The sequence below is a fragment of the Spirulina sp. LEGE 11439 genome, from assembly GCF_059821285.1.
The window spans coordinates 193209-207650 of the sequence record NZ_JCAMRX010000005.1 but is presented as its reverse complement, the minus strand read 5'-3'; the positions used below and the strand labels follow the sequence as shown (position 1 = coordinate 207650).

The 14442-nt window shown below is 42.6% G+C and carries 14 protein-coding genes and 1 pseudogene; 10 read left to right on the top strand and 5 right to left on the bottom strand.

Features of this window, described 5'->3' with window-relative positions:
* The first annotated feature begins 91 nt into the window (after positions 1-91).
* A complete protein-coding gene (gene cobO, locus AC6RV6_RS05735; RefSeq protein ID WP_500239630.1) occupies positions 92-691 on the top strand; it encodes a cob(I)yrinic acid a,c-diamide adenosyltransferase in 600 nt (199 codons plus the stop codon).
* A gap of 80 nt (positions 692-771) precedes the next feature.
* Positions 772-1179 carry an MAPEG family protein gene (locus AC6RV6_RS05730; RefSeq protein ID WP_500239629.1) on the top strand — a complete coding sequence of 136 codons (408 nt, stop codon included), beginning with the start codon at positions 772-774 and terminating at the stop codon, positions 1177-1179.
* Between the two features lie 27 nt (positions 1180-1206).
* Here AC6RV6_RS05730 and AC6RV6_RS05725 read toward each other — a convergent pair whose 3' ends face one another.
* Entirely contained in the window at positions 1207-1698 is a 492-nt protein-coding gene (locus AC6RV6_RS05725) for a GTP pyrophosphokinase (protein WP_500239628.1), read from the bottom strand.
* Between the two features lie 153 nt (positions 1699-1851).
* On the opposite strand from AC6RV6_RS05725, the gene AC6RV6_RS05720 reads away from it, so the two are divergent.
* On the top strand, positions 1852-2442 hold the full coding sequence (locus AC6RV6_RS05720) for a hypothetical protein (protein WP_500239627.1): 591 nt from the start codon (positions 1852-1854) through the stop codon (positions 2440-2442).
* Positions 2443-2456: 14 nt separating this feature from the next.
* Here AC6RV6_RS05720 and AC6RV6_RS05715 read toward each other — a convergent pair whose 3' ends face one another.
* Both AC6RV6_RS05715 and AC6RV6_RS05710 read right to left on the bottom strand, forming a co-directional pair.
* Positions 2457-3326 (bottom strand): CHAT domain-containing protein, encoded by an 870-nt coding sequence (locus AC6RV6_RS05715; protein WP_500239626.1) that lies wholly within the window; start codon positions 3324-3326, stop codon positions 2457-2459.
* 289 nt (positions 3327-3615) lie between these two features.
* Positions 3616-4751: pseudogene (locus tag AC6RV6_RS05710) on the bottom strand (transposase).
* Positions 4752-4949: 198 nt separating this feature from the next.
* Between AC6RV6_RS05710 and AC6RV6_RS05705 the strand changes: the two are divergent.
* The gene (locus tag AC6RV6_RS05705) at positions 4950-5444 is read left to right on the top strand and encodes a transposase (protein WP_500239624.1); all 495 of its coding nucleotides are present in this window, start codon (positions 4950-4952) and stop codon (positions 5442-5444) included.
* Here the strand turns inward: AC6RV6_RS05705 and AC6RV6_RS05700 are convergent.
* Positions 5425-7629, bottom strand: a complete 2205-nt coding sequence (locus AC6RV6_RS05700) for a tetratricopeptide repeat protein (protein WP_500239623.1) — start codon at positions 7627-7629, stop codon at positions 5425-5427. The two genes, AC6RV6_RS05705 and AC6RV6_RS05700, sit on opposite strands and share 20 nt — an antisense overlap.
* A 108-nt stretch (positions 7630-7737) precedes the next feature.
* Between AC6RV6_RS05700 and AC6RV6_RS05695 the strand changes: the two genes are divergently transcribed.
* Positions 7738-8004 carry a hypothetical protein gene (locus AC6RV6_RS05695; RefSeq protein WP_500239622.1) on the top strand — a complete coding sequence of 89 codons (267 nt, stop codon included), beginning with the start codon at positions 7738-7740 and terminating at the stop codon, positions 8002-8004.
* Here AC6RV6_RS05695 and AC6RV6_RS05690 read toward each other — a convergent pair.
* On the bottom strand, positions 7981-8547 hold the full coding sequence (locus AC6RV6_RS05690; RefSeq protein ID WP_500239621.1) for a hypothetical protein: 567 nt from the start codon (positions 8545-8547) through the stop codon (positions 7981-7983). The genes AC6RV6_RS05695 and AC6RV6_RS05690 overlap by 24 nt on opposite strands.
* A gap of 398 nt (positions 8548-8945) precedes the next feature.
* Between AC6RV6_RS05690 and AC6RV6_RS05685 the strand changes: the two genes are divergently transcribed.
* The 5 genes from AC6RV6_RS05685 (at position 8946) to AC6RV6_RS05665 (ending at position 14273) form a co-directional block, all read left to right on the top strand.
* On the top strand, positions 8946-10553 hold the full coding sequence (locus tag AC6RV6_RS05685; protein ID WP_500239620.1) for an adenylate/guanylate cyclase domain-containing protein: 1608 nt from the start codon (positions 8946-8948) through the stop codon (positions 10551-10553).
* Complete coding sequence (locus AC6RV6_RS05680; protein WP_500239634.1) at positions 10553-11638, top strand: saccharopine dehydrogenase family protein; 1086 nt, start codon at positions 10553-10555, stop codon at positions 11636-11638. Before AC6RV6_RS05685 ends, AC6RV6_RS05680 begins: the two co-directional genes overlap by 1 nt.
* Positions 11639-11701: 63 nt before the next feature.
* Positions 11702-12445, top strand: coding sequence for an ATP-binding protein (locus tag AC6RV6_RS05675; protein ID WP_500239619.1), 744 nt, complete (start codon positions 11702-11704; stop codon positions 12443-12445).
* A gap of 27 nt (positions 12446-12472) precedes the next feature.
* On the top strand, positions 12473-13045 hold the full coding sequence (locus AC6RV6_RS05670) for a hypothetical protein (RefSeq protein WP_500239618.1): 573 nt from the start codon (positions 12473-12475) through the stop codon (positions 13043-13045).
* Complete coding sequence (locus AC6RV6_RS05665) at positions 13038-14273, top strand: tetratricopeptide repeat protein (RefSeq protein ID WP_500239617.1); 1236 nt, start codon at positions 13038-13040, stop codon at positions 14271-14273. Before AC6RV6_RS05670 ends, AC6RV6_RS05665 begins: the two co-directional genes overlap by 8 nt.
* Positions 14274-14442 lie beyond the last annotated feature (169 nt).

Below are 14442 nucleotides of genomic sequence, written 5' to 3'. Positions count from 1 at the left end.
AGTCACCAGTCACCAGTCACCAGTCACCAGTCACCAGTCACCAGTCACCAGTTAAAAAAACAATTACTCATAACCAATAACTAATAACAAAATGGATAAAGATCAATATAAGCAAAAAATGCAGCGACGGAAGGAAGTGCAAGAACAACGACTTGCAGAGCGATCGCAGGAAAAAGGGTTAATTATTGTCCATACGGGCAATGGGAAAGGGAAAACGACGGCAGCTTTAGGTATGGTGCTGCGATCGCTGGGTCATGGCTATCGGGTGGCGATCGTGCAGTTTATTAAAGGGGCTTGGGAACCGGCAGAAAAGGAGATTTTCGGACGTTTTTCCGAGCAATTGGTTTTTAAGGCGATGGGAGAGGGGTTTACATGGGAAACCCAAGATCGCGATCGCGACATCGAAAAAGCTAAAGCAGCATGGCAAACAGCTTTAGAATACATTCGCGACCCCAATTATCGCCTCGTTCTTCTCGATGAGGTGAATATTGCTTTAAAGTTGGGCTATCTCCAAGTTGAAGAGGTTATCGCCGGACTCAGAGAAAAACCAGAAGATTCCCACGTGATTCTCACGGGAAGAGGCGCACCACCAGAACTGATTGAAAAGGCCGATCTCGTGACAGAAATGACTTTAATTAAACATCCTTTTCGGGAACAAAATATTAAAGCACAACCAGGCATCGAATTTTAAGAAATACTTCCAAGTGACGATCTTGTCAAAATATTGCGGGAAAATAGCGGTGTTTCTGCCAAAATAATCAAGAGGCAATCGTGAGTACCGAACTTTTTTATCTCGTTTTAACGGCAATTTTAACAGGTTGTTTGTGGATTCCTTTCGTCATGGGGTTGGTCAACACCCGAGGGTTGCTCAATCCTAAAGATTATAAAGTTGCGCCGACATCACCGCTTCCCCATTGGGTCAATCGTGCTAACCGCGCCCATCAAAATGCGGTAGAAAGTTTTGCCCCTTTTGCGGCTGTTGTGCTGGTGGCAACGATGCTTGATGTATCCAGTCCGATTACCGTTGCTTGTGCGACTATCTTTTTCTTTGCCCGTCTCGGTCATGCGATCGTTCACATTAGTGGCTTTTCTAAGTTTATGGCGCGGACGGTTCTTTTTAGCATTTCTTCGACGGCTTTTGTTGTCTTGGCCATTGAAACATTGCGCTTGGGACTGTGAATTTGAGAGATATTAATTTTCGATTTCTTAATCGTTTATTGCGGCTAATGCTACTTTTAATTTCGGCAAAATCTTTGCGTATTTGGCTTGCCTGCGGTAGTCTCGTTCTGTGGGATTGGTGATGCGATCGAGGTTCATATTGTCGGTCATGTCGGCGATTTTGACTTTGAGTGCTAGAGGATTTTCCATCACGCGAACCAAATAATCTTCGTAGTTTTCTTGTGTACGTTTAGTGAGTGCGTCGATCGCTTTGATAATGCGATCGGGAAAACCCATACGGCTGAGTTCTGGCAAGGTTAGCTCGGAATCTTCAATGGTATCGTGCAAAACTCCCACAATTTTCTCGTCGGGGAAATCGAGAGCAGCCATGACCCTCAAGGGATGTTCGATATAGGGTTTACCTGCCTTGTCCGTTTGTCCTGTATGGGCTTTGGTGGCGAGTGCGATCGCTTTTTCTAGTAGATCGAGTTGTTTTTCAGAACTCCTTGTTAATCTTGCCAACTGCTCCTCCTTTGCCATCCTTATATCCTCCACAATAACACCTCCATTATCTTCCACAGTTCGGAGGGTGTCACGTCAATTATTATTCAAGAAAATTATATCGAACCCGCACTATAATTTATAAGTTAAGTCTTGTTTACATAGCCACTTGAAATAAGTCATAAATTTGCGATGAATATTAAACTTGGGTCTCTCTTTTTGATCGTAGCTTGGATGCCAGTATTATCTGGGTGCTACCTCTTTGACAAGCTCCCTTTCAAAGAGTCTGAGCTTACAAAATTCTCTGAAACAAAATTTATTGAAGAGCTTTTGGAAGTAGCACACAAGGATGCTCCTGATGAACTTCGTCAGATGCTCGAGGAAATCTCTCAAGACACTTCAGACGATCGAGTACACGTTATTTCTGATAATTTTGTTCTCTTTTTTGAGAAAAAAGAGCTGGGCTGGTATCCACACATCTTTATGAAAAATGACAGTCATTTCATGATGTGCGAGATGATGATTGACAAGGAAGATATTGAGATTCCTGAAGGAGTGAATGTGGAACACAAGGAAGAAGAAGAGTTTTTTGAGTCGGAAGACCCTTTTCTTTTGGGTACTGTATCGGGAAATGAAGAGAAGATGAAAGAGTTTCTCTTGAATTTGTCGTCTTCTCTACCCAAGGTCTGTTTGGCTATTCCTGCTGTTTCTCTAGAAGATTCTTTCCCTTCAACCAATCAATTGAATGCACCAGAGACTTTAGTACCAGAGACGGAAGACTAAAGAGAATTATCATTTTATCGCCATTCCCCTTGTTGGGTAAAAGCTGCCCAATAATAAGGATGTTGCCATTCTCCTTGCCATAACTCTAGTTGAGCCGATCGCATTTTTCCCGAAAACATATTGACATAAAACTGGGACATAAGTTCCGCCGTAGCGCGATCGCTTACTTTCCACAAACTGGCGATCGTGCGAGAGGCTCCCGCGTGCATAAATCCTCGTGTTAACCCGATGGAGCCTTCCCCTCGTACTAATTCCCCGGTTCCCGTGTCGCAAGCGCTTAACACGACCAATTCCGTTGCGGATAAGTTTAAGTTATAAACATCGTGGAGACGCAAAAAGCCATTTTGCGGATTTCCTTGAGGGTCTACCAACGACATAACTACCCCTGATAATTCTGGATTTTGTGAGTTGAGAAAACCATGAGTCGCAAAGTGAAGAATGCGATAATCCTTCAGATCGGCTTGCGTGACTGCCGTTTTACTAGCTTGGAAATCAAAAAAGCGATCGCTCTTCTCGGGTAAAAGTGCGAGAATGGCTTCCGCTTCTTGACGAGTCCCCGGAAGTCGCGTCCAACTCAGTCCCACATCTCGGGCGGCGCGATCGAGTTGCAGAAGGGCGAGGGTAGAAGACTCAGAAGAAGGCGATCTCGTTGTTGAGAGGCGACTATCTTCCCGACTAAAGACGGGATCGGCAAAAATGGCAATCTTCACGGGGTGACGAGAGGCTGAAAAGCCGCAAAAATGGGAAAACAGAGGAAAATGGAGGAAAAGATGATAGAAAAAAGGGGTCAAATCTAATTGAAAATGACCCCTATCCAAAAATGTTGCCCCCATTCTACCAAAAATGTATCGCGCCTCAACTGAGTGCATCTCAATGGTTAACATTACAAATGTTATTGTGTCTGTTGCAGTGGAACAAAACAGTGCAGATAGAAAAACTAGCAGGGTTACTATCGTTGCCGATAAAATATGAAAGTCGTCGGAGACATATTCAAAGATTTTTAAGTCTGAGTCAATTAACAATAAAAAGGTTATGGTTTCCGATCATTAAGAAGATAATAAGAGAAAAAGATAAAGAGTATAAGCACTTATCTAGGGCTTGCTGAAAAAGTTAGAAAAAAAGAGGGATGGAAGGCAATTTGGTGTTGGATGTGAGAAATGATAATTGGAAATCCTAGAAAATCTTTTCTCCATAAAGAAAGATAATGAATTGGGTCAAAAAAGTACCTTTTCCCGAAAAATTGACACAAAAAACCTGCCGAAGCAGGGTAACAAGATTCATGACCAAAACCGTAATAGCGATCGCGGTTTCCGAAGTATGAGAAAGTTTAGTCATAACACGATTGAGACTAAATCTTCGCTTGCTTTGTCCAAATTTACCCTCGATTTCATTGCGAAGCTTTTCATCTTCTCTTGCCTGTTGTTTCTCTTTTTGGTTGGGATTATTTTTCGGTCTTCCTAAAGGTGGACCGCTCATCCTAATTCCTCGCACCTTACACCAAGCACGATTAGCTCTCGTTCGATATATCTTATCAACATGAACGGATTCTGGATAATATCCTGTAAATTCTTTGTAGGCTTCTATTTGAGCTTGTAAATCTCCACTTTCATTGTAATTATCCCAACTAATTCTATCAAGCAATAGATAACCCTCAAAACAACTCGCTGATATTTTAGCACCAAACTCTACATCTGCTCCTGCCTTTCCCCGAACAATTGGGCGCACATGAGGTTGAGTTAAACTTACAATTCGATTTTCAATTTTGTCGGTATTATGTGACCACATCCATTTCTGTTGTCGGTAGATTTCATTAGCTACCAAAAATGTTCTGTATTGCCTGTGGCTCAGCCTCGATTTTTTATTTCATTTTCTTCTTCTGACTTTTTTTTTTGAAGGTTTTCTTCTTCTCTTGCCTTTTTGAGTATTTTCTGATTTATCTTGTTTACTAATTCTAACCCTATTCTTTCTCGAAAATGCACCATCATTGACGCATCAAATGGCGCTTTATTGCTATAACTTTCTCCACCTATAAAATATTGTAAATATGGGTTTTCTTTAATTTGCTCTACTGTTTCACGATCGCTTATTCCTAATTTTTCCTTAATTATCAATGCTCCCAATGCCATTCTAAATGGTTTTCCTGGCGCTCCCATTTTTTCCGCAAACTTTTTCGCGTATTCCTCTTCTAATTCTGTCCATGGAATTAGCTTTGACATTATTACCCATCTATTTTCTTCACTTAACTTCCCTGCAAATGGCAGTTCAAATGTTTCTCCAGATTTTTCTCGGTTCTCTATTTTTCGATACATTTTTGGCGGGCAAATACACAGCTTTTTACCATTTTACCTCCTTTTTCTCAATTTTTTTAGCGTTTTTTGCTTCTCTGAGCCTTATTTCTCAACCTTTTTGCTTTTTTTCAGCAAGCCCTATCTAGTCTAGGATTAGCACCGGGAAAAAGTTTCTTTTATTCCCAAGTAGAATTTACCAAACATAAAGGGTTTGGCAGAGTGAATTTAGCAGGATACTGGTCGAAAAAGAAGCCAAAAAAGGAGAAAAAATCATCTCGTTTTGAGGGACTGTATTTAATCACAAGTTTGGATTCTTGGGAAGAAGCCGTGAAAGTATATCGGAAAAGATGGGGAATCGAAGCCATGTTTAAAGACTGTAAAACTGGAGGTTATAATCTAGAGAAATGTCAAGCTAAATCCGAAAGGTTATTAGCTCTAGTATTACTAATCACAATGGCTTATACGGCTGCCGTTTTGCAAGGTCAAAAAATGAAACGAAAAGGAATTCAAAAATATATTTGTCGTCTCAAGGAATCGAAGCGTCAAACCCAAAGACATAGCAATTTTTGGGTAGGTTTGTATGGTCAGTTGTGGATAGGCAGTCGGCAAATGTTACAGGGATGGGTAGAAGCCTATATGAGACTTAATCGCAATAAGCTGACTTTTTTCCTACAAGGTCTCCGCGCTCAACGCCTTATTCTTTCTGCTTTATAGCTTTCTTGTCACCCCGTAAAATGGCAATCTCTTTACTTGGTTCTTCCCGATCGCTTTCTGCCCGAATGATATCGAGAGCCGAAGCAGAAGGCAAATAGAATAGCAGTAACGTATCGCGATCGAGAACTTTCTTTTGAATTTCCGAAAGAGTTAGAGGTTGAGGTTGCGTAAGCGCAGCATAACGAGGGCTTTTTGTGCGAATATCGCTGCGAACTTCATCGAATTCTTTGAGGAGATCTTGCCGTTCTTTGTTGATTTTAGTGAGTTGAGCTTCAAGATAACTGCCTTGTAGGAGTTGAATGCGACGCTCTTCCACGGCTTCGAGTTTGTGCTGTAAAGTGCGTTCTCGGTTCAGCAGTTGAGGATCGACTCCCTGACGCAGATCGGCATTCGCTTCAGCGAGTAATTCTAGCAAACTCCTTGCCCGCGATCGCTCGCTTGCGTGTAAAGCAAGGGCATCATAACCTCGGTTAGAATCCTGACGATGTAGTTGCATCAACAGGTCGATATAGAATTCATAATAGTCCTGTACTGTGGCAAAATAGGAGGTTTGCAGGTCGGAACTGGCAATATTTGTGCGGAGATCTTCAACAATTTCGATCGCTGCTTCAATGCGATCGCGAGCATCTTTTAAGTCTCTATTTTCCCGTTGAAAGCGAGCAAAACCATAGAGGAGAAAGGCTTCTTCTGCACGATTTCCGACTTGACGAAAGAGGGTTAATGCTTTTTGAAAATAGTCTCGGGCGCGATCGCGATCTGTTTTGGCGATCAAAATAGCGAGATTATGAAGGGCGATCGCTTCTCCAGAAGGATCGTTGAGTTTCTGATATAAAGATAACGCTTGTTCGTAAGCATGCAATGCTTGTTGGCGATCGCCGAGGGCATCGTAAGCCGTCCCGCTATTATTGAGGGCAGTTGCTTCTTTATAGGGGTTATTAATTTCGCGATAGAGAAGGAGGGCGCGATTATAATAATCTAGAGCAATTTGATATTCTCCCAAATTCCGATAAACCAAACCGATATTACTCAGGGCAATTGCTTCTCGTCTCGGATCGTCGATCGCGCGATAAATTTCGAGAGATTGGTCATAAGTATCGAGGGATTTTTGGATTTCTCCAAGGCTAAAATAAACTGCACCGATATTATTGAGAGTAATCCCTTCTCCGGAGCGATTACCAAATTCTCGATCGAGAGTGAGGGAGCGCTGATAATAATCTAAAGCAGTTTGTAATTCTCCCAATTGACGATAAATTAAGCCCATATTGCTGAGAGTCTTGGCTTGTTCTTCTCTCGGCAATTCTTGCAATTCTTGATTATAGTAATTGAGGGCAAGATTTTGGTCTCCTAAAGCAGAATAAACTCCGGCTAAACTTCCTAATGTGGCGAGTTCTCCTTGACGATCGCCAATTTCTCGCCGCAAAGATAGCGCCTGTTCGTAATGTTCTAAAGCGGGTTCGAGTTTGCCCCAATATCGATAAGCCAAACCAATATTATTTAAAATTGTCCCTTCCATTTGGCGATCGCCGAGTTCGCGAAATTCAGTCAGTGCTTGCTGATAATAGGCGATCGCTTCTGTAAAATATCGTTGACGGCGATAGGTCAAGCCAATACGGTTTAAGATGGCAGCAGTCTGAATGCGATCGCTAATTTCTCGATACAAAGATAAGGCATTTTGATAATATTTGAGTGCTGTCTCATATTCTCTAATTTCGTAGTGCAGAGCACCAAGGTAAAATCTTGTTAATGCTTCGCGATCGCGGGTTTGCGTGCTTTGCCAAAGTGGGATCGTTTGCTCTAAAAGAGCGATCGCATTTTTTCTCGCTTCTTCTGTCCCTTGACTTTGGATTTGTAAGGCTTCGATAAGTAAATTTTCAGCACGGATGCGATCGCGATCGCTTTGAGTTGCCGTTCTTAATTCTGTTATTTCTATACTTTGTTGTTCGACAGCGAGAGATAAATATTGACTGGCTTCGAGAATAAGGGTGTAGCGATGAATGCGATCGCCTTGCAATTCTCCTGTTATCGATTGTCCTAATTGTAAAGATTGGCTCTCATTCGAGATAGAATGGCTCGGAGATGATGAATTTTGCGCCACAACAGCAAGAGAGAGCGCCGGAAATCCGAGTAGGGAGTAAAATAGGACGATTGAAGAAAAAGAAGATTGGAAAAATTTCAGCGATCGCATGAGAATTGAAGTAAAAGTTATAACACATCGTCATTATTTGCGATCTTAACCTATATTAATTCGATAAGTTTTATACTCAAACAAGAATGATTTGTAGGGAGGAAATAGATGATAAGCGATAGACACTCACCTCATTCAGAAGAGGTCGCCAAACACTACGCTTCTGGGTATGAAGCAAATCGATTACAGAAAGAGGAAGGAAAGTTAGAAGCAGAGCGTTCTCGCGAACTTATCGATCGCTTTCTCCCACCCATACCTGCCACCGTTCTCGATATTGGTGGCGATCCCGGAGGTTATGCTTGCTGGCTGGCCGCGCGAGGCTATGAGGTTCACTTATTGGAATTAATTTCCCTAACGATTGACACAAGATTTTAAGAGATCGCGATCGAGATTGCTGAGTTCTTCTAAGCGATGATAGCCTTGCAATCCCACTCCTCGCATAAGTCCGTTATCCGTAACAATTGTACCGCGATCTTCAAGGGCGATCGCATAAGGATAAATCGTACCATCAATATCTTCGACGGATAAATTCAGATTTTGGTTTTCTACCGTACCGATAAAACAAGAATATTCAGAAGCGACCTCATAAAATGCACCTTGGGTCGTCCCTTGACGAACTTCAAAAACCAGATAAGTCACTCCATATTGTCCTGCTTCTGGAGAGCGTCCAAAAAGATAAACACCATCGGCTAAAGGAGAATGTGAAGGTAAAGATTCCGCGCGATCGCTGCTTTCGACTTCGGCAATCTCAATTTTTGCTTTATTTAACCCCTCAATTTTCGTCCCCGCGATCGCTGGAATAGCATTTGCCATCGCCATGCCAATCGCGATTGACAAACAAACATTAAACTTCCAAAACTGCCATCCAATTTGTTTGACTGCAATCTGTGAGATTTTTTGTAAGACTGATTTTAACATTGCCAGACACCCTCATCACAACTAATTATGGTAGATTTACCGAAGAATTATTTATACTTTTAATGTAGCGAAGAGTGTCAGGATACAGGAGTGGCTTTAACAATCTTTCGCATTAAATTATTCAAACTTCATTATCTTTTTGGATTTTTCCGCTCTGAGGTAACTTTTTTTATCTTTTGCTGAAGATTTATTAAAGGATGCGGAAAAGTAGCGATCGCCTTGTTCGCAATAGCAATTTTTTATTGCCAAGTAACAAATGCCGAAAAATGTCAGCGCCAAGACAGATATACCGGCCAAGGGGAAATAATTCAGTAGAGTAGATTAGAAGACGAGACTCTCTCTTCTCGAGGGTGCATCAATGGCTAAATCCCAACTCTCTCCCATCTTTTAACTCAACGATGACTAAGCTCAAACTGCGCTTGCATATCGAGGGCAGTCCCGAAAGCATTGTCCCCGTCACGACCGATGAGTTTATTATCGGTCGCTTGCCCGAGTGCGATATTTGTCTTCCTTTCTCAGAAGTTTCCCGCAATCACAGTCGGTTGTTTAAAGGGAGTAGCGGCCAATGGTTTGTGGAAGATATGGGCAGTACCAATGGCACGATTGTCAATCAAAATATCATTGCTGGGGCTTGCCAACTCGAGTCCGATGATGCCATTCAAATCGGCAATGCTTTTCTGTTTGTGTCCTTGCTCGATAATGAGATGACCAAAAGCACTCTCGTGCGCGATCGCAACACCATTTTACGCAGCGCGGAAGAACTGCAAAAACAATGGTTGAATGTGGATAAAACCGATCCCGAGGAAGGAGACTCTCAAAGGGCGATCGCGAGGTTGCGCTATTTGGTAGAAATTTCCAAAGAACTCAGTTCTGCGGAATCCATCGAAGCTATTTTTGAAAAAGTACAACGGGTGGTTTTTCAAGAAATCAAAGCCATTCAGCGTTTTGCCCTGTTGGTCGATGTCTTTGGCGATGGGGAACTCAAGTTAATCGAAGCCGCTTCTCGGCAAGGTCCAGAGCCTTTAGAGACCCATACCTACGGCTGGATCGGGCGCAGTATTTGCAAGCGGGTTTTTGAGGATAAAGTGGCCATTAAAACCGTTGACGCGCGAGAAGACGAGCGATTTGAAGGGGAACATAGTATTTTAGCGAAAGGGATTCGCGGGGCCTTAGCGGTGCCGATCTGGGATCGCGATCGCGTCGTGGGGGTTCTCTATGCCGATGCGAGTTTAAAGTTGAAGGATTCCGATGCGATCGAAGATGAAGAAGATTTGAGCTTTTTCTCGACCCTTTCCAACCTCGTCGCTTATAGCGTGCAACGTTGGTTGTTGACGCGAAAACTGCAAGACGAGGCAAAAATTCGCCAACAACTCGAACGCTACCACTCTCCAGGAGTCGTACAGCAATTAATTGCCGTCGGTGCCTTGGAAAACGGTCGCCTCGAACCCAAGGAAGCAGAAATCAGTATCATTTTTGCTGATATCGTTGGCTTTAGCGATATGTCCGAGCGCATGACTCCCAAACAAATTGCTCAGTTATTGGATCGCTTTTTCGAGGAGATGTTGCAATATGTTTTTGCGCGAGGAGGGACTCTCGATAAATTTATTGGTGATTGTATTATGGCGTTTTTTGGAGCGCCGGAACCTCAAGCGGATCACGCCGATCGCGCAGTAACGGCGGCGTTAGAAATGTTGCAGCGTTTGGATCGACTCAATGAGGCGGGAATTTGGGAACATCCTTTGCAACTGCACGTAGGGATCAATAGCGGTAAAGCGGTGGTGGGGGATGTGGGGAGTTCTCAACGGGTGGATTATACTGTTTTAGGGGCTGCTGTTAATTTAGCTTCCCGTTTGGAAATGAGTTGCCCGCCGAATGAATGCACGATTTCTGGAGCAACTTATCAACGATTGCGACAAAAAGAAGGATTTTATTTAATCGGAGAACGCAATTTTAAAGGGATTCATCGCCGCATTCCGGTCTATCAAACCAGAAGGAATAAGAAATGATGAGTCAGAGGGTTTTAATTTTAGGCGGATGTGGCAGGATTGGCAGCAGTATTGCTCGCGATCTTTGCCAATATACGAACTCTACGGTTATTGTCACCAGCCGTCAGCCTCGAGCCGTGAAAATGGGGGAATTTTTACAGTTAGATTTAGCCGATCGCGATCGTGTTTTTCAAGCTATTCAAGATTGCGATCTGGTCGTACATTGTGCGGGACCGTTTGATTATCGGGACTGTTTTGTGTTGCAATCTTGTATTGAGTTGGGGGTGAATTATCTTGATGTTAGCGATCGCCCGCCTTTTGTGAAAAAAGCACTGACTTATCGAGAAGCAGCACGGAAAGCTGGAGTCACGGCAATTTTAAGTACGGGAGTGTTTCCGGGAATTTCTAATAGCATGGTGCGTCAAGGGGTGGAATCCTTAGATCGCGCAGAAGAAATTTATCTTTATTATGTCGTCGCGGGATCGGGAGGAGCGGGAGTGACGGTGATGCGAACGACATTTTTAGGGTTGCAGCATCCTTTTAAGGCATGGATTGAAGGAGAATGGCAGGAGGTTTTACCTTATAGCGATCGCGTTCTTGTTAATTTTCCCGATCCCTATAAAAAATTGGGGGTTTATTGGTTTGAAGTGGCGGAAACTTACAGTTTTGTCGAATCTTTTCCTGATGTTAAAACTGTTGTGACTAAGTTTGGCTCGTTCCCAGATTTTTATAATTATTTAACATGGATGACGGCTCGCTTTTTGCCTAAGTCTTGGTTGCAACATAGTATTGAATTTCTCTCAAAAACGGCTTATCAAATGACTGAGTTTACCGATACTTTTAGCGGTATTGGCGTGGCAATGCTGGCAGAAATAAAGGGTATCAAGGCAAATAAAAAGGCAATCTCTCGCGTCAGCTTCGTTCATCCCAATACGGCTACGGCTGCTGGATTTGGGGCGGGAAGTGTAGCGCGATCGCTTCTAACAGGAGAATTACATCAACCCGGTGTTTGGCCGGTCGAGCAAGCCTTTCCGACGGAACTCTTTCAACGAGAAATGAAGGAGAGAAATATAGAAATTCAGTTGAGTGTTGATATTAATTCGTAATCGGAAGGAAATATACTGAGAAATTGTATAATAGCAGTAACTCCCAACTCGGCAAGTCAGAAGATGCCCGATAATACGCTACAAATCCTCAAAGAAATTTATAATGCCTCGAACCCATTTCGCCCTCTCAAGACTGGCGATCCTTTTTATGTAGACTGTCAAGACGTTAGGGGGGATAGTAATATCGAACTGGGATTAGGGCGCGATATTCTTTTTTCCGACGAACCCAGCTACCAACTTTACGCGGGACATCGCGGGGCGGGGAAATCGACAGAATTATTGCGTTTAAAATCCTATTTGGAAGCGAATGGATGTTTTGTGGTTTATTTTGCCGCAGATGAAGAAGATATCGACTCGGAAGATACTCAATACACTGATATTCTACTGGCTTGTACGCGCCGTCTTTTAGAAGATTTAAAAGATACTGCTAATCCCGCACCGCTTTTAAAATGGCTCGAATCTCGCTGGGATGATTTGCACGATCTGGCATTAACTGAAATTACTATTGATAAGCTCGATGTTAATGCTCAGATTGCTCTTTTTGCCAAGATCACTGCCAATATTCGTGCCGTTCCCACTTTGCGTCAAGAAATTCGCAAGCGAGTTTATCCTCACACAATTACATTAATCGATGCTTTAAATCAATTCATCGAAGAAGCAACGCGATCGCTGGCAAATCGCTATGAGAAATTAGTGGTGATTGCTGATAATCTCGATCGCATTGTGCCAATTATCCAAGAAGACGGACAAACCAATCTTGAAAAAATCTTTATCGATCGCAGCGAACAATTACGGGCGCTCAATTGAAATATTGTCTACACTGTGCCGATTTCGATGGTTTATAGCGCTCGTGCTGCGGATATTCGCGGGGTTTTCGGAGATTCCCAGATTTTGCCGATGATTATGATCCGGCTTCCCGATGGCACGGTTCATCCTCCCGGAATGGCTGCTGTAAAAGAAATTATCGGTAAGCGTGTCCGTCCGATTTTGGTGAGGGAAAATATGAGTAGTGGGGTAGAGGATATTTTTGAGACTTCGGAAACATTAAATCAGCTTTGTTTAATGAGTGGCGGACATATGCGGGAATTACTATTACTAATGCGAGGAGCAGTGAAGCGGGCGAATCGATTGCCGATTCCTGTGCGTGCAGTACAGCGATCGCTAACGGAAGCGCGAGACACTTACCGGAGAACCGTGGATAGCGATCGCTGGCAAGTTTTGGCTGAAGTTGCGCGAGATAAGCGCATTGCCAATGAAGCGTTACATCGCGATTTACTTTTTAGTCGCTGCATTCTCGAATATCGCTATTTTGCAGTAGGAGAACTGCGTTGCTGGTATGATGTTCATCCTTTAATTCGTGGCATTGAACGGTTTAAAGAGGCTGTGGAGAAGTTGACCAATGAGTGATGAAACTATAAGCGCTGAAACTATAATTGATTGGGATCGGGATGTTGAGGCAGATCCGGAAGAGGAATATGAGGCTTTAGCGCGATCGCTGCAATGGACAGAAGGATTTGGTTTGTTTTTCGTGCGCTGTTCTCCGGTGAAAGGACAAGAATTAATCACTAATTTGCAGAAAGATCTCCCACAAAAGCGGATTAAAGTGATTGAATTGTCGGAACGAACGGATAATCTTTACGATTTGCTGGCGGAGGTTTCCGATCGCTTTGATATTGCGATCGTTCGCGGTTTGGAGGCATCTTTCACAGATTATATTCAGCCGGGTTATGGTGGCGAAGGGAATTATTATAAGTTGGATTCTGTGCCGCGCGTGCTGGGCAATCTAAATCTCCAGCGAGAGCGCTTTCGAGATGAATTAAATATTTGTGTCGTCTTTTTCTTGCCTTTGTTTGGCTTAAAGTATTTTATCCGCAGAGCGCCGGATTTTTATGATTGGAGATCGGGAACTTTTGAATTTTTAACATATGTAGAATTCTTGCAGGAAAAATTACAAACTTTATTTGATAAAATCCAAACACTGGATCAGAAATCCAATCTACTCTCAGACGAACAACGTAAGATTTTTTTGAAAATTAAAGAATTATTTCAAGATGAAAAAAATTCTGAGGAGCACTTACACAAATTAAGCCATGAGTGTCTGTTGTTGTGTTGTGATAGTATTTTAAAGATTCAACCAGAGGATCACAAAATTTGGTATCATCGAGGTGTTGCTCTAAGATACCTAGAACGGAACAAAGAGGCAATTTCTAGTTACGATCGCTCACTTGAAATCCAGCCTGAAAATTTTGAAGTGTGGAATAAAAAAGGTGAATCTCTAGCTATATTGAGGCGGTATGAGGAAGCAATTTCAAGTTATGATCGTGCTTTGAAGATACAATCAAATAATTATAAAGTTTGGTATCAGCGAGGGATAGTCTTGATTGCATTGGAGGATTTCTTGGAAGCAGCAAACAGTTTTGTGAAAGTGCTTGAAATTCGCCCAGATTATGCACCAGCATTGTATATTTTTTCAAGTCTATACTCGATCGTGGGCGAACCTGATAAAGCATTAGACATGCTAGAACAAGCGATCGCAATAGTTCCTCAATATCTAGCGATCGCGTCCGAAGATGAAGATTTTAAACCCTTACACAATCATCCTAGATTTCAGAAGTTACTTGAAAATAAAGAGTAATAGTTTTTCAGTTTTCTTTTGAGAACTTTCTCAATCGCTAATTACCTAAAGGAGCAAGGAACTTGGCAAGAACGTTTTGAACGTTTCAAAGCAGAAATTAAAGCCTAGATCGCGACGCATTGACGAAATAAAGGCGATCGCAATATGCCCGCAAAAATTGAGATCCATT